The sequence below is a fragment of the Chryseobacterium geocarposphaerae genome (assembly GCF_002797535.1).
Lineage (GTDB): Bacteria > Bacteroidota > Bacteroidia > Flavobacteriales > Weeksellaceae > Chryseobacterium > Chryseobacterium geocarposphaerae.
The window spans coordinates 645,354-663,998 of sequence record NZ_PGFD01000002.1; the positions used below are offsets into that span (position 1 = coordinate 645,354).

Sequence of the window (18,645 nt, forward strand, 5' to 3'; positions counted from 1 at the left end):
CCGGTTTTGGTTTTTTGGGTCCGGGTTTTATTTTTTACTTAACCACTCACAGATAGGATCGTACAGGGTATCAATATTTCCTGCACCTACTGTAAGAAGGATATCAAAATCTTTTTCTTTTATTTTATTGAAAGCATCACTTAAAGTAGATACTTCCTTTTTATCTAATGTTGCTTTATCTAATAGCCAGCTTGAAGTAATGCCTTCAAAGTTTTCCTGAAGTTCTCTTGCCGGATAAATATCAAGCAAAATCAATTCATCAGCATGGCTTAAACTTTCCGCAAATCCGTCCGCAAAATCTCTCGTTCTGCTGAAAAGATGAGGCTGGAAAGCCACCAATAATTTCTTTTCCGGATAAAAAGTTCGGATAGAACTCATCACCGCATTGATTTCTGTCGGATGATGAGCATAATCGTCGATATAAATTTTACCGTTTTCGTATCTGTGTTTGGTATATCTTCTTTTAATTCCCTTGAAATTGGCAATCGCTTTTTTCAACGTTTCGAAATCTACACCCAAATTGCTTAAAATTGCCAACGCAACGGTTGCATTTTCAACATTGTGAATACCTGGAATTTCCCAGATAAAGTCTTTAACAGTTTCTGCTGGCGTATGGAAATCAAAATAGATTTTATCGTTCTCCATTCTAAGGTTATCTGAATAATAATCAGCAACCTCGTTTACGGCATACGTTAAAGATGGTCTCCCGATCTCAATTCCTTTTCTTACAAAAAGCTGTTTATCATTCGGGACTAAAGCGGCAAACTGTCTGAAACCTTCTTCAATATGGTTTTTATCCCCATAAATATCCAAATGATCCGCATCTGTGGAAGTGATTACCGCCCAATCCGGAGATAGGTTGAGAAAACTTCTGTCGTATTCGTCTGCTTCCACCACGGAATACTGTGAACCGTTGTAAAGGAAGTTAGATTTAAAATTCTCAGAAATTCCACCTAGGAAACAAGAGAAAGGTAGATCTGCTTCTTTACAAAGATGCGAAACCAGGGTAGAAGTTGTTGTTTTGCCATGAGTTCCCGCAACGGCGATACAATCTGTGTTTTCTGTAATTAAACCTAAAACTTTTGCACGTTTTAATACTTCAAACTGATTTTCATTAAAATAGTCTAAAATCCCCAGAACCTTGATCGCAGGAGTATAAATTACCAATGTATCTTCTTTCTGAAGGGAAGAGATTTTTTCATCAATGACATCTTCAAAAACAATATCAATGCCTTCGCTTATCAAAGCCGTCGTCAATTTGGTGTTGGTTTTATCGTAGCCCAAAACTTTTTTGCCCGAAGCATGGAAATAACGAGCCAAAGCACTCATTCCTATCCCTCCGATTCCAACGAAGTAAAAATTTTGATATGTTTCTAAAACTTTCATTATTTAATTAAAATATTTAAAGATTAAATGATTAAAAAAATTAATTCAAATTATCTTATTTTATCACTTTAAAAATCTCATCTACAATCTCTTTTGCAGCGTTTGGCTTAGCAAAATATTTAAGATTGTCAGACATTTCTTTTCTTACATTTTCATTTTCGCAGATTTCTGAAAGGGTATTCCAGAATTTTTCCTGCATTTCTGAGTCTTTTACCATTCTGGCTGCATTTTTCTCAACCAGATTCATGGCGTTTATGGTTTGATGATCTTCCGCTGCAAAAGGGAAGGGTACCAATAAAACCGGCTTCTGCGCTACCGCCAACTCTGAAATGGCAATGGCACCAGCTCTGGAAACAATCACATCTGCTGCAGAGTAAGCTGTTTCCATGTCTTTAATGAACTCCTTTAACTGGATTTGAGATCCGAGATCCGAGATTCGGGATTCGTTGCTCAGTTCTTTATAATCCAGTTTTCCGGTTTGCCAGATCAATTGATAGCCTTTTTCTTTCAGGTTTTCTAAATTGTCTTTCCAACCATTATTTAATGTTCTTGAGCCTAAAGATCCACCAACCGATAAAATGGTTAATTTATCCTGAGCCAAGCCCATTTTTTCTTTTGCCTGAGTTTTTTCCTGCATTCCTGAAACAATATTCTCACGAATCGGATTTCCCATAAACTTTATTTTTTCAGCCGGAAAACCTTCCACTTTCGGGTAGGCGGTAAATACGGCTTTTGCTTTTTTACTTAAAATCTTATTTGTTACCCCTGCATGTGCATTCTGTTCCTGAATAAAAATAGGAATTCCAAGCTTGCTGGCTTCATACAAAGCAGGCCCGCTTGCAAAACCTCCTGTCCCTACTGCAAAATCCGGAGCGAAATTTTTAATGATCTTCTTAGATTTAGATAAGCTTTTTAAAATCTTAAAAGGCAAACCTAGGTTCGACAGCATATTTCCTCTGTCAATTCCTGCAATGTCGATTCCTTCAATTTTATAGCCAGCCTGCGGAACTTTTTCCATTTCCATTTTTCCGTTGGCTCCGATGAACAAAAACTCAGCATCAGGAAATCTTTTCTTGATTTCATCTGCAATAGCGATGGCAGGGAAGATGTGACCTCCTGTTCCTCCGCCGGATAATAATACTTTTAGTTTCTTGTTCATACTACTAATTATGCTGTTGGCAAATTTTCAATTAAATCAATAAAATCAACATATACCCAAATCTCAATTTTATCTTCAATCAGTTTAACTGAAATCTCTTTAACATTATAAACAGAATCATTAAGTTCAATAATTTCGGTAGATTCTAATTTATATGATTCCAAAAAATTAATGATCTCCACATCGGTATCAAATACCAATATGTCTTCAGCGTTTTTGTTATCAATAAATCTTATTAAACTTATTTCCATTTTATTTTGTTTTAAGCAATGTCATTGATCTCGGCTATACTTTGTTTTTTGCCCATTCCTTCTTCATCATATATCTGGATTCTAGAGCTTATATTTAAGATAATTCCCAACTGCAAATACGTTACCAACATTGAGGTTCCTCCATAACTTATTAATGGGAGAGGCTGCCCCGTTACAGGAATTAAATTCACTGCAACGGCAATATTTACAGAGAGTTGTATAAAAATCATCACTCCGAGACTGAGAACGAGCAAAGACCCGAAAAAAGCAGGCATCTTACTGGCTATCATTACGATACGAATCATCATGATTAAATACATACTTATTAGAAATGCAGCTCCAATTACTCCATATTCTTCTACAATTACCGCAAAAATAAAGTCGGAAGCAGACTGCGGAAGCATTTGTTTTAAAGCACTTTTCCCAGGTCCCATTCCTGTTACTCCACCATGAACGATAGCTGCTTTAGCCATCATTACCTGATAGTTTTTGGCTTTTACGCTTTCATCATCAACATCCGCTGTTTTTGCTTTGCTTGAGGTGAATGTCTCGATACGGCTCATCCATGTATGGACACGGTTTCCTCCGATAAGGTTGGTATTTAAAGCAACCAATAAAAACAGAACAATGGCTACAAATGATGCGGAAATAAATCCGGCAATGTATTTCCAGTGTAGCTGACCGATAATCAAAACAATCACAGAGACCATTAAAATCATCAATGCGGTGGAACCGTTATCTTTTGCTACCAATACGAAAACCAATAGGATAGGTCCGAAAATATACATGATATTCTCAATCGGAAGCCTTTCCCGGGTTATTTTCTTGGTTAAATATCGGCACAGATAGATAATCAACATTAAAAAAGCAAACGATGATGGTTGGAAGGAGATCGGTGTTCCCGGAATTTTCAGCCATCTTGAAGCACTTGCTCCGTCGATGGTTTGTCCGGTAAACATGGTGACAATCAACAATACAATCATTAAACCAAGCAGGATACTGCTGAGCTTTCCGATGTATTCATACTTCACCATTCCGACTACCCTCATAATTCCCAAACCTAAAACCACAAAGAACATATGTTTGATAACGTGACCTGTTGTAGTCCCGTTATTGACGATATATTCCAGATTCGAACTTGCAGAATATACAGGGAAAATAGAGAAAATGGAGATCACAAGAATGACCATCCAAAGTACTTTATCGCCCTTTAGAAATTCAAATCTGTTGTCTGTATCTTGTTCGTTCATATATTATGCTCTAGGCTTTTGGCTAATTGCCATTGGCTTTTAATACTTGTTCTTTAAACTGGCGGCCTCTGTCTTCATAGCTTTTGAATAAATCAAAACTTGCACAGCATGGAGACAATAAAACCGTATCTCCTGCTTTGGCCAGCGATTTTGAAATCTTCACTGCTTCTTCCATACTAGAGGTATCATAAATAAATTCTTTCTTGTCTTTAAAGAAATTTATAATTTTTTGATTGTCAATTCCTAAGCAGACAATTGCTTTTACTTTTCTTTTAACTAAATCCTCAATTTCGGTATAGTCGTTCCCTTTATCCAGACCTCCAACAATCCAAACCGTAGGGTTTTTCATGCTTTCTAAAGCATAATACGTTGCATTAACGTTTGTTGCTTTACTGTCGTTGATATATTTAACGCCTTCAATCTCGGTCACAAACTCCAGTCTGTGCTCAACCGCCTGAAAAGTCATTAGCGAATTTCTTATGCTTTCGTTACTGATGTTCAGTATTTTACCTGCAATTGAAGCCGCTAAGCTGTTGGCTACGTTATGATTTCCTAACAGAGATAATTCTTCAATTTTCATGGAGAACTTATCCTGAAGATCCACTTCAATATTTTCACCATCAACAAATCCTCCCTCAGATAATTTTTCTTTTGTTGAGAAGGGGATCATTTTTGCCTTTATTTCCAGCTTTTCAAGAAGATTTTTACTCATTTCATCGTCTTTATTATAGATGAAAAAATTATCATTTTCCTGATTTTCAGTAATTCTGAACTTCGCTAAAGCATATTCTTCATAATTGTAATTGTACTGATCCAGGTGATCCTGAGACAAGTTCAATAATAAGGAAATATAGGGTCTGAAATTCTGAATATCATCTAACTGGAAAGAGCTTACTTCCAGTACATAATATTCATGGTTTTCATCAGCAACCTGTTTCGCAAAGCTGTATCCGATATTTCCTCCTAAGCCGACATTTAATCCGTCATTTTTTAAAATATAATAGATTAGAGAGGTCGTTGTTGTTTTTCCGTTACTTCCTGTGATCGCGATGATTTTAGCATCAGTAAACTCCGAAGCAAATTCAATTTCAGAAGAAAGTCTGATTCCTTTTTCCTGAATTTTATGAATGATTTCTGCTTTTTTCGGAATCCCTGGGCTTTTTACAATCCAGTCTGCATTTAATATTCTTTCTTCATCATGGTTTTCTTCTTCAAACTCAATGTCATTCTCCGTAAGAAACTGCTTATAGTTATCTTTAATGGCTCCTTTGTCTGAAAGAAAAACTTCCAGGCCTTCTTTTTTAGCCAAATAAGCAGCTCCGCAACCGCTTTCTCCTCCTCCTAAAACAACTATTTTCATACTCATTTTGATTTAATGATTGAAAGATTTAAATGATTCAAAAATTTTAAATACTTAAAGGTTTCAATTTTAAATTAATTCTTATCTCATTTTTAATGTGATCAGACATACAATTGCCAGAATTACCCCAATGATGATCATTCTGTTAACGATCTTACTTTCGTGAAAACCGCCTTTCTGATAGTGATGGTGTAATGGTGACATTCTAAATAATCTATTGTTTTGGGCATATTCCAGCCCGAATTTTTTCTTTCTGTATTTGAAAACCACTACCTGAAGCATTACAGATAGGTTTTCAATTAAAAAGATTCCGCATAATACAGGAATCAACAGTTCTTTTCTTAAAATAATGGCTAGAACGGCAATCACTCCTCCTAACATCAAGCTTCCGGTATCACCCATGAAAACCTGTGCAGGATACGTATTATACCAGAAAAATCCGATTACAGCTCCTACCATTGCCACGGCGAAAATGGTGGTTTCCCCCATATTCGGAAGGAACATGATGTTGAGGTAATCTGCAAAAATGATGTTTCCTGACAGGTAAGCAAAAAGTGCCAAAACTAAAAGGATCACCGCACTCGTTCCCGCTGCAAGACCATCAATTCCATCGGTAATATTAGCTCCGTTGGAAACGGCTGTTACGATGAAAATTACTATAGGAATGAAAACAATCCATGCCCATTCGTGAGCGTCTTTATCATTCATCCAGAACAATATTCCGCTGTAGTCAAATTCATTATTTTTAGCAAAAGGAACCGTAGAAACTGTGATTTTTTCAGTAGGCATAAAGTTTTGCTCTACATTGTTTCTGTTTACTACCTTTGCATCTGCATATTTTCTTTTAACCGTAATATCAGGATGGAAATACATTGTAATTCCGACAATTAGCCCTAATCCGACCTGTCCTACAATCTTGAATTTACCGCTTAATCCGTCTTTGTTTTTCTTTATTTTCTTTAAATAATCATCCAGAAAACCAATCGCTCCCATCCAGATCATCGAAACTAAGAGAAGGACAATATAAATATTTGTAATTCTGGTAAATAACAGTACCGGAATGATGGTAGCAATGATAATGATAAGCCCCCCCATTGTAGGCGTCCCTTCTTTTTGCTTCTGTCCATCCAATCCAAGATCACGAACCAATTCGCCCATTTGTTTTGATCTCAAATAGTTGATGATTCTTTTTCCATAAACAAGAGCAATGATCAAAGAAAATAAAACAGCCATTCCTGCCCGGAAGGAGATGTATTTCAACATTCCTAATCCGGGAACATGAATTCCGTGGTTGGTTAAATATTCGTATAGATAGTATAACATCGGTTTCTTGATTTAAAAATTTAATTATTTAAAGATTTAAAGATTGTGGTTTCTCAATATTTTCACTTAAATATTTAATAAAGTTTGAAATATTAGAAGAAATTTCTCTTGACAGATTGATAACTTCATCAGCACTATTTTTATCTCCCAGTTTTAATCTTTTACTCACAATCATCATACTTCTAACTTCGGCACAACTGCCTTTTGCAATTTTTAAATACTTAATAAATTGTCTGTTATTATTATACTCTGAGCCTTCTGCAATATTATTTGATATTGAAAAGCCCGCTATTTTTATTTGGTTATTAAATTCAAATTCTTTTTCAAAGCTTTCGTTTTGAAGGAATTGATAAAGTTTTTCAATTAAATCTAAACTTTTGATGTAAACCGGAAAGTTTTCAAAATTTTTTGTCATCATCAAATTTTTAAATCTTTAAATCAATTCAATCTTTAAATTAGTAATCTACTTACTCATTAATTTCCAAAGCTCATTGATGGTCTCTTTGTCATCAAAATGATGTTTCACACCATTGATCTCCTGATAAGTTTCGTGTCCTTTTCCGGCTACGAGCACAATATCTTTAGGTTCGGCAAACTTTATCGCCATTTTTATGGCTTCTTTTCTGTCAGGAATTGAAGTGTATTTGCTGAAATTCTGAGGTTCAACGCCTGCTTCAATTTCCTTTATGATGGCTGCCGGATCTTCTGTTCTCGGATTGTCTGAAGTGATGATTGCCAACGTTGATTTTTTGGTGGCAATATTTCCCATTTCAGGTCTTTTTGAGTGATCTCTGTCTCCTCCGCAGCCGAAAACCGTAATTAATCTTTCGTTTTTGGTTCTGATATCGTTGATGCTGTCCAAAATGTTTTCCAAAGCATCCGGAGTATGGGCATAATCTACGATGAAGAAAATTCCGCCATCGGATTTAAAAGTTTCAAATCTTCCGGAGACTCTTTTCAGCTGACTGATGGCCTGAAGAATTTCATCCTGTTCAAAGCCAAGTTCAGACGCAATTCCGAAAACCAATAATAAATTGTATACATTGAATTTTCCTGTTAATGTCGTCCAGAATTCTTTTCCGTTGAAATTCAATAACATTCCGTTGAAATCAACTTCTAAGAGCTTTCCGTGAAAATCTGCCATGGTTTTTAAGGCATATGTTCTTTTGGTAGCTTTTGTATTCTGAAGCATAACATTTCCGTTTTTATCATCCACATTGGTGATGGCAACGGCTGTACTTTCCAATTGGTCAAAAAATCTTTTCTTGGTCTTTAGATACTCATCAAATGTCTTATGATAGTCCAAATGATCATGTGTAAGATTGGTAAAACCTGCTACTTTAAAATGAAGACCTTCAATTCTGTTTTGAGCTATTCCGTGAGAACTTACTTCCATGAAAGCGAATTCACAGCCTTCTTCCACAGCCTGAGCCAAAATTTTATTAATGGTGATCACATCCGGAGTGGTGTGTGTTGCTGGAATTATTTTTTCTCCAATTCTGATCTCAACAGTAGAAAGCAAAGCAGAATCATATCCTAAGTTTTTGAAAACATCAAAAAGCAGCGTAGAAACGGAAGTTTTTCCATTAGTTCCTGTAACTCCGATTAATTTTAATTTTTCGGAAGGATTTCCGTAGAAATTGGAAGCTAATTGCCCTAAAGCTTTGGATGAATCTTTTACCTTTACGTAGGTAATGTTTTCATTCAAACTTTCGGGGAACTCTTCACAAATGATTGCTTTTGCTCCTTTTTCAACAGAAGATGCAATAAATGAATGCCCATCCACAACCGTTCCTCTCATTGCAATATACAAAGAGCCTTCCGTAACCTTTCTGCTGTCGAAAACCAATTCTGTAATTTCGCGGGTATCGTCACCGTGAATTTCTAAAACTGGAATTCTTTTTAATAATTCAATTAATTGCATTTCTTTGATGCTTTATATTTTAATTCTGCAGAGATAAATAAATTCTCTGATTCTTACTTATTGTTGTGCCTTCCAACGGGAACTGCTGTGTAATTCTTCCAACGCCTTTATAATCGACGCGGTATCCTAAATTTTCCAATTGTGGGATCACGTTTTTACCGATCAATCCTACGACATTGGGCATTTGTTTATTATTTACGGCTACTTTCACATTAGGTTCCACCATTTTGTTAAGGTCTACCTTATTGCTCACCAGCATTTCTCTTTCGATGTTTTGTGGAGTTTTTAAGAATGTTTTTCCAGCAATTTCCTTAAACACCGGTGCTGAAACCGTTCCCCCGTAAAATCCTTTTGCCGTATTCGGTTCGCTGATCATTACATAACAGGTGTATTTCGGATTATCAGCCGGATAAAACCCTGCAAATGACGCACGATATTTCATTGGACCTGGCAACCAGTATTCAAATCTTGCGGTTCCTGTTTTTCCAGCCATTTTTAAATTCGGCGTGAAAATACTTTTTCCTGTTCCTTTCTCTACGGCTTTTGTTAAAGCATGAGTCATCATTTTAATGGCTTTTTCAGAGGCCATTTTATTCACCATTACTTCTGGCTTTGCGCTGTACATTACCTTTCCGTCTTTCATGATCTTATCGATGAATAAAGGTTTTAGCATTTTACCACCATTAGCAACTCCGTTATAGAAAGTTGCTAATTGTAAAAGGTTAATATTGGAAGCATATCCGTAAGCTAAAGAAGCTAAAGCGGCCGGATTCCATTTTTTGCTTTCCGGAGTTACAAATCTAGGTTTTGTGATTCCCGGAAGTTCAATATCCATTTTGTCGAATAGTTTCCAGCGTTTTAAATGATCCAGGAATATTTGCGGATTGTCAGCATAGTATTTTGTAATCAGTTTTGCAGAACCTACGTTACTTGATTTTGCCAAAACATCACTGATGTCATAAGTTCCGCCTCCGTGGCCGTCTGAAATTCTTTGTTTTGCATACACCCAGACTCCGTTTCCTACATCTACTGTTGTGTTTTCATCAATGAACCCGTCGTCCATTGCTGCCAATAACGAGATGGTTTTAAAAGTAGAACCGGGTTCAATATTATCTTTTATAGCATAGTTATAGGAATCAACATATTCTCCATTATCGTCTCTTCTTAAGTTGACCATGGCACGAACTTTTCCTGTTTCCACTTCCATTACAATCACCGTTCCGTGTTTCGCTTCGAAATTGATCAGTTGCTTTTCGAGTGCAGAATGTGCAATGTCCTGGATTCTGAGATCTAATGTTGTGTAAACATCTTCTCCGTCAATAGGTTCCTGAACTTTCCAGAAGTCAATCGGTTTCCATTGGGACGAGTTGATTCTTTGTTCCAGTCTTTTTCCGTCAGTTCCTCTCAGGTATTTTGAAAAAGCACCTTCAAGACCGGCTTTGTGTTCGCCATCATCCATTCCGATAGTTCCGGCTCCGATTTCTGAGGTGGCCAGTTCTCTCTTGTAGTTTCTGTCTACGATAAACCCTCCCTTATTTTTACCTTTTTTAAAAATCGGAAATTTTCGGATTCTGTCGTATTGGTCGAAGTCAAGACCTTTCACCAGTGTATAATACTGGTTTTTATTTTTTCTTTGTTCGTCAAATTTTTTTCTGAATTCACTTCTTGGTTTTCCGAACATTTTACTTAAAGAATCTGTTAAAGCACCGATATTATTAGTGTAAACAGTATCTTTCATCGTTTTGAAATCCAGGTAAATGTCATAGCGCATTACGGTTGTGGCAAGAATAGATCCGTCGGAAGCGAATAAATTTCCACGGGCCGCTTTCAGAGTGGCTTCCCGATAATTTTTATTGATGTAATCGTCTTTAATTTCCTGAACATTAGTGTTTTGTAAGATGATTATTCTTGTCAAAAACATTACAAACACGCACAAAGCTACCACTGCGAAGAGGTAGCCCCATCTTAACGTTTTTTTACGTTTGTTGTCGTATTCATTTGGCTTTTGCATCTGTACTGTCCAGTTTTATTAGCAGTTTGTGAGGATGGTTTTCCAAGGTCATCAAAGAATCCCGTGCCACTTCTTTCCCCAACTCCGATTCCATTTTTACTTTGATCAGCTTACTTTGTGCGTAAGCGTTTCGTGATTTATATTCTTCAGTTTCTTCTTTTAAAGCATTAACAATCTTTATCTTTTTGTTGACGAGATGGTTGCTGTAAATCATGGCCATCATCAACACAAACAACAGGAGAAAATACTTGTAATGTATTTTGATCTCATCACGGTTCAGAAAGTTTCCTTTTATAATGTCTATAAAAGTTAATTTTTTCTGAGGACGATTTGTTGTTCTTTTTGCCAATTTAATGTCAATTTGCTTTTGCAGTGAATCCACTTCGTTGGTCAATTGTCAATGCTAAAAATTCACTATTGACAATTCAATCATTCACTTTTTATACTTTTATTCCTGTTCTCATTTTAGCACTTCTGGCTCTGGAGTTTTCTTCGATTTCCTTTTCATCGGGAATAATCGCTTTACTCTTTACCAGTTCGAATGCCTTTTTATAATTTCCGTAAATGTCTCTTTCGGGCTCTCCCTCAAACATTCCGTTTTTCAAAAATCTTTTTACCAGCCTGTCTTCTAAAGAATGGTAGGAAATTACCACCAATCTTCCTCCCGGCTTTAATACATTATATGCCTGAACAAGCATTTCCTTCAGCACTTCAAGCTCTTGATTGACTTCAATTCTTATTGCCTGAAATAACTGGGCATAAAATTTATTCACTTTATGTGGTGGAAGATAGCTGAACAATTTTTTCAGATCTTCTGTTGTTTCAATGCTTTTTGTTTTTCTGTGATGAACAATGTCTCTCGCCAATTTTCTGGCTTCTCTCAGTTCACCATAGTAATAAAAAATATCAGCAAGTTGTTCTTCTTCATAATCATTGATGACTCTTTTGGCATCAAGTCCCTGCATAATGTTCATCCTCATATCCAAAGGAGCATTGCTTCTTGTGGAAAAGCCTCTTTCCGCCTCATCAAACTGATGGGAAGAAACTCCCAAATCGGCCAGAACTCCATCGATTTGAGAAATTCCATACATTAACAAAGAGTTTTCCAGAAATCTGAAATTCTGATTGATTAATGTAAATCTCGGATCATCAATTGCATTTTTAAGAGCATCTAAATCCTGATCAAAACTGAACAGTTTTCCTTTGTCAGAAAGCCTGCTCAAGATCTCTCTGGAGTGACCGCCTCCTCCAAAAGTACAGTCTACATATATTCCGTCTGGATTCGTTACCAAATCATCTACACTTTGCTTCAACAAAACGGGGTTATGATACATACTTAAGTTGTGTTTTTTTTTCGCTTTTAATGATCAGCGTAATTATTCTTCATCGAAAGAGCCCATCACATCTTCGGCAAGACTGGCGAAATCGGTTTCATTGGTAGAGATCACCTTTTCGTAGGCTTCTTTATCCCAAATTTCAAACAATTCTCCTGCGCTTGTAATCACAATATCCTTTTGGAGATTTGCAAAATGAGTCAGATCTTTAGAAATCTGTAATCTTCCTGCGTTATCCAGTTCCACTGTTTTTACCCCTGCCGTAAACATTCTAATGAAATCAGCATTCTTTTTAATGAATCTGTTCAATTTATTAATTTTGCCCATCAATTTATCCCATGCGTTCATAGGGTAAACTTCCAGGCAAGATTGGAACACAGATCTTTTGACTACAAATGCCTTGTCGTCGAAGTTTTCCATCTGTTTGATTAAAGATGAAGGAACTTTTAAGCGGCCTTTGTCGTCAATTTTACACTCATATGTCCCAATGAAACTTTTCATTTGGAGCAAATTTATATAATAATTTCTAAAATTTCCCACTTTTTCCCACTTTTTCCCTTAATGTTAATAAGTTTTATTAAAGATTGAGCTTCCGGGATGTAATTGTTTGATATGAAGAGGATTGTATTTATTGCTATTCGCGCCATAATAAAGAGATTTTCAAAAAAATAGCTAAAAAGGAGATTATTATGTTATTTTTATTTTAAATTAGAGTATTCAAAATTTTTTTGAGGTTTAATTTGTATTTTTGCAAGGCTTTATTACAGGCATTATATGATATTTAGTACAAAAAAAGAAAAGAAATATACCTTTGTAGAAGCTGGGGAAGGACATCCGTTGGTGTTGTTGCACGGTTTAATGGGTGGTTTGAGTAATTTCGATAAAATGGTGGATTTTTTTTCAAACAGAGGATTTAAAGTTTATGTTCCTCAGTTACCAATCTACGATTTGCCGGTACTCAATACCAATCTTACAACTTTAGCAAAATATATAATAAAGTTTATTGAGAACCATGTTCAGGGACCTGTTACTATTGTTGGAAATTCAATGGGAGGTCATGTTGGGTTAATTTTAACACTGGCAAGACCTGATCTGGTTAAAAATCTTGTTCTTACAGGGAGCTCTGGTTTGTACGAAAGAACTTTCGGCGACAGTTTCCCAAGAAAGAATGACCGTTCCTACATCAGAAAGAAAACAGAAGAGGTTTTTTATGATCCTGCTATTGCGACTGAAGATTTGGTAGACGAAGTTTTCGGTGTTGTAAATGACAGAATGAAGGGGATTAAAACTGTAATGTTGGCAAGAAGCGCCATCAAACACAATATGCTGAATGATTTACCCAAGATTCTGACACCGACATGTCTGATCTGGGGGAAGCAGGATAATGTAACACCTCCTGAAGTTGCCGAGGATATGCACAAATTTATCCCGAATTCGGATCTGTTCTGGATTGATAAATGTGGTCATGCGGCAATGATGGAAAAACCAGATGAATTCAATGAAATTCTTTATAGCTGGATAAAAGATAAAGTTTAAAATTAAAATAAAAAATGACCATTAAGAGCTTTTTCTTAATGGTTTGTTTTTCTAAAATATTCTATAGAAATGGTTATTAAAACAGCAACGTTTGTAAAGAGCAGTGGAAAATGGCAGGATTGTCCGGAGCCTACAATTCCTGAATATGCTTTTATCGGGAGATCTAATGTTGGAAAATCTTCATTAATTAATGCAATGATGAATCATAAGGATCTTGCTAAAACTTCACAGACTCCGGGGAAAACACAGCTTATTAATCATTTTTTAGTTAATGAAAGTTGGTATTTAACCGATTTACCGGGATACGGATATGCAAAAGTTTCCAAATCGATCAGAAAAGATTTTGAAAAGCTGATCACCAATTATATTTTAAACAGAAGGAATTTGGTGAATCTTTTTGTGCTGGTGGATTCAAGACATAAACCTCAGGCGATTGACCTGGATTTTATTCAATGGTGCGGAGAAAGTGGGGTGCCATTTTCTATTGTATTTACCAAAGTGGATAAACTAAAGCCGAATGTTGTCATAAAGAATGTAGAAGACTATAAAGCCGAACTTCACAAAACCTGGGAAGATCTTCCTGAACTTTATGTGACTTCTGCGGAAAAGAAAGTAGGAGGAGAGGAAATTTTAAACTTTATCCAGAAGACCAATGAGTTTCTGGTTAATAATAATGTGAGTTTTGATGAGTAATATTATCTGGAAAATAAAAGCATTCGAAGAGTTTACAGTTCCCGAGCTTTATGCTGTGCTAAAAGCAAGAATCGATGTTTTTGTTATTGAACAGAATTGTCCTTATCCGGATCTGGACAATTATGATCAGAAGGCAGTTCATATCTGGGCGGAAGAAAACGGAGAAGTTTTGGCAAACTGCAGAATTTTCGACAGAGGGATAAAATATGATGAAGCTTCTATCGGAAGAGTTTTGACAACGGAAAAAGCGAGAGGAAAAAGCTTGGGGAAATTATTAATACAATATGCTGTTGAAACTATTGAAAACCGTTTTCATACTTCTGAAATCAGGATTTCTGCACAGGATTATTTATTGAAGTTCTATGGGGACTTCGGGTTTGAAGATACCGGGAAAAAATATCTGGAAGACGAAATTCCGCACACGGAAATGTTGAGAAAATAAGTAACAGAGGGGAAATTAAGTTCCCCGCTGTTTTGATAGTTAAATATATATGAAGTGTTTTTATTTTCCTGAAATTGCTTTTAAGATAATAGGTTCCAGATTAGAAGGAAGGTCTGCAGATTTAATCTGATAGTTTTTGATCTTCATTTCTTTAAACCAGTTTTCCCAGTATTCCTTAATCACAGCTTCTTCAAACGGATTTCCTTTTTCCGGGGTGATTCCTAAGACGATAACCTCGAGATTGCTCAGATTATCATTGGCTTTTACAAAACCAAATTTGTTTTTTTCGATAAGATCTTTAAAATTTGAAGTTGTGAGATTGTTCGCTTTTATTAATCTGGTTGTGAGATAAGACGTTTTGCTTTCCTCTGCAAATTTTGTGTCTTCATGATACATATATCCGTCCGTTAAAATGAAAAGGATATTTCTTTTATCATCCTTAATGCAATAATCTTTCACCTTGTTCTTAAAAAACTCCCAAATATCCGAGCCAACATATTTTCTGTCCTTTATAGCTGACTGATAAATATTTAAAGGTAATTCTGAATATTTTTTATCAACCAAATCAAAATAATTTCGTTGTGTATTTTTATCGAAAGAGATTTTCAGTTCTTTTGTAAATTCGTTCATCTTCGGATCGGAAGGTTCAGGATTAAAGAAAACCTGCATCTGATCGTCATAAGTAATAATTTTCTTTGATTTAATATGATTTAAAAATCCCCTCTCAATGGCTTTGATGTATTCCGTATCTCGTTGAAAGTATTCCATTGTGGGATTCGGATTGGTTGCGGGATCGATTCTGTCGGATAAATCAATTAAAATACTGACATTGATATTGTTTGAATCGACTTCAGGTGGACAATTTGTACAAGGTGATGAAGGTGGAGTTTTATTGCAAGAAGCTAAAGAAATGATCATTAATAAATAAAATATCTTTTTCATAATCTGTGATTTATAAAGATGATAAATAAACAAGGTTCTGATTGTCAGAATTGGCTCCAACGTTTTCCAGATTGGTATTATACGTTGCTATACAATCATCGATCATAGTTTGTTTTTCCGTTCTTGAAACCGCAATTTTTTCTCCGATAAAAGTGATCCAGCCCTGAACATATTCCGATGCATATAATTTGTAATCTTTGGTCGGAATGATCACTCCGTCGATGATATTCTGAAGCTCTTCGATTCTACCGCGTGTTTTGATGATCAGCTCTTTTGTGTTAGCAATATTGGCGATAACTTCTTCAATTTCTTTTTTTAAAACATTGATCTTTTCTGAAAGAGAAATTACTTTTTTCTGTCTGATTTCCTGTTCACTTTTGATTTTGTCTTTTTCCCGATGTTCTTTCATGACAAAATCAAAAACAAGCCCCCAAATAATGTAAACAATAAATCCGGCGAAAATAATTCCCCAAAACTGAATTTTGGTAAAGGCTATTTTAAGATCAAAGGGTGGCGAATCAAAAGTTTTGTTTAATTCATATAATTTTGATTCAATTTCATAGGCTAAAATAGAGTCGAAAACAAATGTCACGATAAATAATAGACCCAATTTGATATAATTGGCTCTTATTTTATTTTCACCAAACATGTGAATCAGAAATCCTAACCCAAGGAATACAAACGGAATTAAAGTAACGAAGGCTACTTCTATAAAACCATCATACCATGCTTTCATCCATGCATTTGCATCTAAAACACTTTGAATGACAGTGCTTTTTGCATCAAAACTTTTAAAAAATGCCGAATAAGAAGTTGAAATATAAAATGTTGCTAAATATAAAGTGATGGGAATCAGAAGAATCAATCCAATCCAGAATTTTGCTGAAGCGCCTTTTGTCGCTTTTACATTATACTTTTCCGGATTTCTTGGAAGATCGAGGATTTCAGCTTTTAGGCTTTCAATGGTATTCTGATGATTTTCGATTTCTTTGTTTTTATTTCTCAGTTGTTCCTCTTTGGTTTCTTGTGAAACAGTTAGAGCTTTGATCTCTGTTTCCCTGTTTTTTTGTTCATTAACATAAGATTCTTTTAATTTTTGCTGCTTTTCAACCATTTCTTTCTCTTCGTTTTGAAATTTTGAGTATACAGCATCAAGACAGATTGAAAGGGTAGAGTGATTTCCGTTGGTTCGTGAACTGTCTCTGTATCCTGATTCGTGATAGGTTCTTTTCCTGCTTTCTTCGGGAGATTCCTCTTCCGTATTTTGCTCTGTTTTGGGTAACTGTTCTATTTTAGGCTCAATAGGAACAGATTTTAGTTTAAATAAATTTTTTATGCTTGTGGTATCCATAGTAGTTAGTTTTTTAATTCGCATAAAATTTCGCTTTTATTCTTGCCGATTTTTACGGCTTCGATGAGATAATCTACGATTGCCGTTACATTTTCTTCCAAAAAGCCAAACATCAGGACATATTTTTGCAGAGCAGAATATTCGTTCGGAGAAACAATTCCGTCTGTCCAGATCATTACTGTGAGATCGTAGAGATAATCTACTTTTTCCTCGATCGTTTGTGGAACTAGTGATTTTAAATTGATCGGATTCAGAAGAATTTCGTCCAGATTTTTAGATGAAATACCTCTTTCTTCGGCGCATTTATAAAGCATTTTCAGTTCTAAAGCACTGAAATCATCATCACAAATTGCCATTTGATAAAGCCGGAGAAAATGAGCTTTAAGATTTTCGGTAATTTGATTGTTTTCCATATAGTCTAGTCTTCTTTTGGTTGTTTGGGATTAATGATTCTGTCTCGTGAAGGAGATCTTTGGTGTATTGATAAAGATTGCTTTGAAGTTTCTTCGGTAGTTTCTTCCTCCTTTTTTTGTATTGGTTTTTCCAGGAAATTAATCAACAGAAATAAGATCCCCGTTATGATATCCACTGGGATCCATAAACTTTTTCGATATAAATAAATAGGAAAAACGGGATTGAAAAGAATAAGTATGACAAGAAAAATTATACTTAAATAATGTTGTTTAAAGCTTAAAGTATTGTATAAAACCAACAAAGCTCCAATGGAAATAAGGATTCTGAGAAAAGTATAATATTCTAAGGGAAGTCTGAAAATACCAATGAAACAACATAACGCACAAAAATTGAGGAATGGTTTCATGCTTTTGTTTTTAAAATCCTGTTTTGAGATTATATTTGTAATTAAAATTGTCTTCGGACATAAAAATGAATACAAAAAAATCGAAAAGGGCAATCAATGAAGGAATGAATGTCCAACAAAATAACAGACAAAGTATTCCTCTGCTATTTTGCCCCAAATAAAATCTGTGGATACCTAGTCCTCCTAAGAAAAATGCTAGTAGTGCGGTTGTGAATTTTGATTTCATAAGTTTAAACTCTTGATAAAATTTCGTTCTTTTTTTCTTCAAACTCTTCGGGAGAGATTATACCGTTTTCCATTAAACCTTTTAATTTCTGTAAAAGGGCAAAAGGATCTTCATTTTCTATTAATAATGGTTTTTGCTGTTGCTGAAATTGTTGAGGTTGGGTAATGATTGGTGTTGTATTGTTCACTGTAACGCCACCAGCAGAGGCCCTTCTTGTCTCTAAATCTTTTTCTCGTCTTACACCTCTCATCTGTTCTTCAATTTCCTGAGCATATTGATACAATTTTCTGGCTTGTGCTTTTGGAAGATAATCCATCATATTGGTAAGGTTTCTTGTTGTTCTCATCATAAAAGTAGAACCTATTATTCCTTCTTTAATATGGCAATCTGCGACATCTACCCAACTGTAGTCCTGAAAATCCATAGATAAGCCGAAGGTTTTAGGCCTACAAAAAATAATTCTTCTATTGGTAAGGGCAATACAATCAGGAGATAAATTGAGAGCTGGTTTTTTCTGAACAGCAATATATTCTACAAATTCCTGAGAGGTAAGGAGACTGTTGATTCTCTCCAAAAGTTTTTCTACTGCTTTTGGATCTTGTTCTTCATTTAAAAATTTTTTTAGGTTCATGATATT

The 18,645-nt window shown here is 35.4% G+C and carries 21 protein-coding genes and 1 pseudogene; 3 read left to right on the forward strand and 19 right to left on the reverse strand.

All coding sequences use genetic code 11. The annotated features are described in order from the left end of the window. Window positions 1-27: 27 nt before the first annotated feature. The 12 genes from murC to mraZ all read right to left on the reverse strand — a co-directional run bounded on the left by murC (window position 28) and on the right by mraZ (window position 12,499). Window positions 28-1,386 (reverse strand): UDP-N-acetylmuramate--L-alanine ligase, encoded by a 1,359-nt coding sequence (gene murC / locus CLV73_RS14610; protein WP_100377603.1) that lies wholly within the window; start codon window positions 1,384-1,386, stop codon window positions 28-30. A 55-nt stretch (window positions 1,387-1,441) separates the two neighbouring features. Next, window positions 1,442-2,545: an undecaprenyldiphospho-muramoylpentapeptide beta-N-acetylglucosaminyltransferase gene (gene murG, locus CLV73_RS14615; RefSeq protein WP_100377604.1), complete on the reverse strand. Its 1,104-nt coding sequence runs from the start codon at window positions 2,543-2,545 to the stop codon at window positions 1,442-1,444. A gap of 8 nt (window positions 2,546-2,553) precedes the next feature. Continuing rightward, the gene (locus CLV73_RS14620) at window positions 2,554-2,796 is read right to left on the reverse strand and encodes a hypothetical protein (protein WP_100377605.1); all 243 of its coding nucleotides are present in this window, start codon (window positions 2,794-2,796) and stop codon (window positions 2,554-2,556) included. An 11-nt stretch (window positions 2,797-2,807) separates the two neighbouring features. Further along, on the reverse strand, window positions 2,808-4,046 hold the full coding sequence (locus CLV73_RS14625) for an FtsW/RodA/SpoVE family cell cycle protein (protein ID WP_100377606.1): 1,239 nt from the start codon (window positions 4,044-4,046) through the stop codon (window positions 2,808-2,810). 22 nt (window positions 4,047-4,068) lie between these two features. Beyond that, a complete protein-coding gene (murD, locus tag CLV73_RS14630; RefSeq protein ID WP_100377880.1) occupies window positions 4,069-5,406 on the reverse strand; it encodes a UDP-N-acetylmuramoyl-L-alanine--D-glutamate ligase in 1,338 nt (445 codons plus the stop codon). Between the two features lie 81 nt (window positions 5,407-5,487). Continuing rightward, window positions 5,488-6,729: a phospho-N-acetylmuramoyl-pentapeptide-transferase gene (gene mraY / locus CLV73_RS14635; protein ID WP_100377607.1), complete on the reverse strand. Its 1,242-nt coding sequence runs from the start codon at window positions 6,727-6,729 to the stop codon at window positions 5,488-5,490. 28 nt (window positions 6,730-6,757) lie between these two features. Beyond that, window positions 6,758-7,147 carry a four helix bundle protein gene (locus CLV73_RS14640; RefSeq protein WP_228424386.1) on the reverse strand — a complete coding sequence of 130 codons (390 nt, stop codon included), beginning with the start codon at window positions 7,145-7,147 and terminating at the stop codon, window positions 6,758-6,760. Window positions 7,148-7,192: 45 nt separating this feature from the next. Then, window positions 7,193-8,653, reverse strand: a complete 1,461-nt coding sequence (locus CLV73_RS14645; RefSeq protein ID WP_100377609.1) for a UDP-N-acetylmuramoyl-L-alanyl-D-glutamate--2,6-diaminopimelate ligase — start codon at window positions 8,651-8,653, stop codon at window positions 7,193-7,195. Window positions 8,654-8,672: 19 nt separating this feature from the next. Beyond that, window positions 8,673-10,664 (reverse strand): penicillin-binding transpeptidase domain-containing protein, encoded by a 1,992-nt coding sequence (locus CLV73_RS14650; RefSeq protein ID WP_100377610.1) that lies wholly within the window; start codon window positions 10,662-10,664, stop codon window positions 8,673-8,675. After that, a complete protein-coding gene (locus CLV73_RS14655) occupies window positions 10,648-11,013 on the reverse strand; it encodes an FtsL-like putative cell division protein (protein ID WP_100377881.1) in 366 nt (121 codons plus the stop codon). Before CLV73_RS14655 ends, CLV73_RS14650 begins: the two co-directional genes overlap by 17 nt. A gap of 91 nt (window positions 11,014-11,104) precedes the next feature. Further along, complete coding sequence (gene rsmH, locus CLV73_RS14660; protein WP_100377611.1) at window positions 11,105-11,998, reverse strand: 16S rRNA (cytosine(1402)-N(4))-methyltransferase RsmH; 894 nt, start codon at window positions 11,996-11,998, stop codon at window positions 11,105-11,107. 42 nt (window positions 11,999-12,040) lie between these two features. Then, window positions 12,041-12,499 carry a division/cell wall cluster transcriptional repressor MraZ gene (gene mraZ / locus CLV73_RS14665; protein ID WP_100377612.1) on the reverse strand — a complete coding sequence of 153 codons (459 nt, stop codon included), beginning with the start codon at window positions 12,497-12,499 and terminating at the stop codon, window positions 12,041-12,043. A 273-nt stretch (window positions 12,500-12,772) separates the two neighbouring features. Between mraZ and CLV73_RS14670 the strand changes: the two genes are divergently transcribed. From CLV73_RS14670 to CLV73_RS14680, 3 genes are all read left to right on the forward strand, one after another. Further along, window positions 12,773-13,534: an alpha/beta fold hydrolase gene (locus CLV73_RS14670; RefSeq protein ID WP_100377613.1), complete on the forward strand. Its 762-nt coding sequence runs from the start codon at window positions 12,773-12,775 to the stop codon at window positions 13,532-13,534. A gap of 69 nt (window positions 13,535-13,603) precedes the next feature. Then, on the forward strand, window positions 13,604-14,227 hold the full coding sequence (yihA, locus tag CLV73_RS14675; protein WP_100377614.1) for a ribosome biogenesis GTP-binding protein YihA/YsxC: 624 nt from the start codon (window positions 13,604-13,606) through the stop codon (window positions 14,225-14,227). Next, entirely contained in the window at window positions 14,220-14,669 is a 450-nt protein-coding gene (locus CLV73_RS14680) for a GNAT family N-acetyltransferase (protein WP_100377615.1), read from the forward strand. Before yihA ends, CLV73_RS14680 begins: the two co-directional genes overlap by 8 nt. 60 nt (window positions 14,670-14,729) lie before the next feature. Here CLV73_RS14680 and CLV73_RS14685 read toward each other — a convergent pair whose 3' ends face one another. The 7 genes and pseudogenes from CLV73_RS14685 to CLV73_RS14710 all read right to left on the reverse strand — a co-directional run bounded on the left by CLV73_RS14685 (window position 14,730) and on the right by CLV73_RS14710 (window position 18,639). After that, window positions 14,730-15,611: a hypothetical protein gene (locus CLV73_RS14685; RefSeq protein WP_100377882.1), complete on the reverse strand. Its 882-nt coding sequence runs from the start codon at window positions 15,609-15,611 to the stop codon at window positions 14,730-14,732. 10 nt (window positions 15,612-15,621) lie between these two features. Next, window positions 15,622-16,962: a beta-carotene 15,15'-monooxygenase gene (locus CLV73_RS14690; RefSeq protein ID WP_100377616.1), complete on the reverse strand. Its 1,341-nt coding sequence runs from the start codon at window positions 16,960-16,962 to the stop codon at window positions 15,622-15,624. A 5-nt stretch (window positions 16,963-16,967) separates the two neighbouring features. Further along, window positions 16,968-17,375, reverse strand: coding sequence for a hypothetical protein (locus CLV73_RS14695; RefSeq protein WP_100377617.1), 408 nt, complete (start codon window positions 17,373-17,375; stop codon window positions 16,968-16,970). Between the two features lie 5 nt (window positions 17,376-17,380). Next, a complete protein-coding gene (locus tag CLV73_RS19265) occupies window positions 17,381-17,551 on the reverse strand; it encodes a hypothetical protein (RefSeq protein ID WP_169925770.1) in 171 nt (56 codons plus the stop codon). A 21-nt stretch (window positions 17,552-17,572) separates the two neighbouring features. Beyond that, a pseudogene (locus tag CLV73_RS19270) lies at window positions 17,573-17,782 on the reverse strand (DUF6804 family protein); the annotation flags it as partial. Between the two features lie 10 nt (window positions 17,783-17,792). Further along, a complete protein-coding gene (locus tag CLV73_RS14705) occupies window positions 17,793-18,008 on the reverse strand; it encodes a TM2 domain-containing protein (protein ID WP_100377883.1) in 216 nt (71 codons plus the stop codon). Between the two features lie 4 nt (window positions 18,009-18,012). Then, on the reverse strand, window positions 18,013-18,639 hold the full coding sequence (locus CLV73_RS14710) for a PH domain-containing protein (protein WP_100377619.1): 627 nt from the start codon (window positions 18,637-18,639) through the stop codon (window positions 18,013-18,015). Window positions 18,640-18,645: the final 6 nt, after the last annotated feature.

Coding starts and splice junctions, on each gene's coding strand:
- CLV73_RS14695 (WP_100377617.1), bottom strand. CDS start 17,375: ATGGAAAACAATCAAATTACCGAAAATCTTAAAGCTCATTTTCTCCGG.
- mraY (WP_100377607.1), bottom strand. CDS start 6,729: ATGTTATACTATCTATACGAATATTTAACCAACCACGGAATTCATGTT.
- rsmH (WP_100377611.1), bottom strand. CDS start 11,998: ATGTATCATAACCCCGTTTTGTTGAAGCAAAGTGTAGATGATTTGGTA.
- CLV73_RS14640 (WP_228424386.1), bottom strand. CDS start 7,147: ATGATGACAAAAAATTTTGAAAACTTTCCGGTTTACATCAAAAGTTTA.
- CLV73_RS14620 (WP_100377605.1), bottom strand. CDS start 2,796: ATGGAAATAAGTTTAATAAGATTTATTGATAACAAAAACGCTGAAGAC.
- murD (WP_100377880.1), bottom strand. CDS start 5,406: ATGAAAATAGTTGTTTTAGGAGGAGGAGAAAGCGGTTGCGGAGCTGCT.
- CLV73_RS14650 (WP_100377610.1), bottom strand. CDS start 10,664: ATGCAAAAGCCAAATGAATACGACAACAAACGTAAAAAAACGTTAAGA.
- CLV73_RS14685 (WP_100377882.1), bottom strand. CDS start 15,611: ATGAAAAAGATATTTTATTTATTAATGATCATTTCTTTAGCTTCTTGC.
- yihA (WP_100377614.1), top strand. CDS start 13,604: ATGGTTATTAAAACAGCAACGTTTGTAAAGAGCAGTGGAAAATGGCAG.
- CLV73_RS14710 (WP_100377619.1), bottom strand. CDS start 18,639: ATGAACCTAAAAAAATTTTTAAATGAAGAACAAGATCCAAAAGCAGTA.
- CLV73_RS14690 (WP_100377616.1), bottom strand. CDS start 16,962: ATGGATACCACAAGCATAAAAAATTTATTTAAACTAAAATCTGTTCCT.
- CLV73_RS14625 (WP_100377606.1), bottom strand. CDS start 4,046: ATGAACGAACAAGATACAGACAACAGATTTGAATTTCTAAAGGGCGAT.
- CLV73_RS14680 (WP_100377615.1), top strand. CDS start 14,220: ATGAGTAATATTATCTGGAAAATAAAAGCATTCGAAGAGTTTACAGTT.
- CLV73_RS14705 (WP_100377883.1), bottom strand. CDS start 18,008: ATGAAATCAAAATTCACAACCGCACTACTAGCATTTTTCTTAGGAGGA.
- murC (WP_100377603.1), bottom strand. CDS start 1,386: ATGAAAGTTTTAGAAACATATCAAAATTTTTACTTCGTTGGAATCGGA.
- CLV73_RS14645 (WP_100377609.1), bottom strand. CDS start 8,653: ATGCAATTAATTGAATTATTAAAAAGAATTCCAGTTTTAGAAATTCAC.
- murG (WP_100377604.1), bottom strand. CDS start 2,545: ATGAACAAGAAACTAAAAGTATTATTATCCGGCGGAGGAACAGGAGGT.
- CLV73_RS14670 (WP_100377613.1), top strand. CDS start 12,773: ATGATATTTAGTACAAAAAAAGAAAAGAAATATACCTTTGTAGAAGCT.
- mraZ (WP_100377612.1), bottom strand. CDS start 12,499: ATGAAAAGTTTCATTGGGACATATGAGTGTAAAATTGACGACAAAGGC.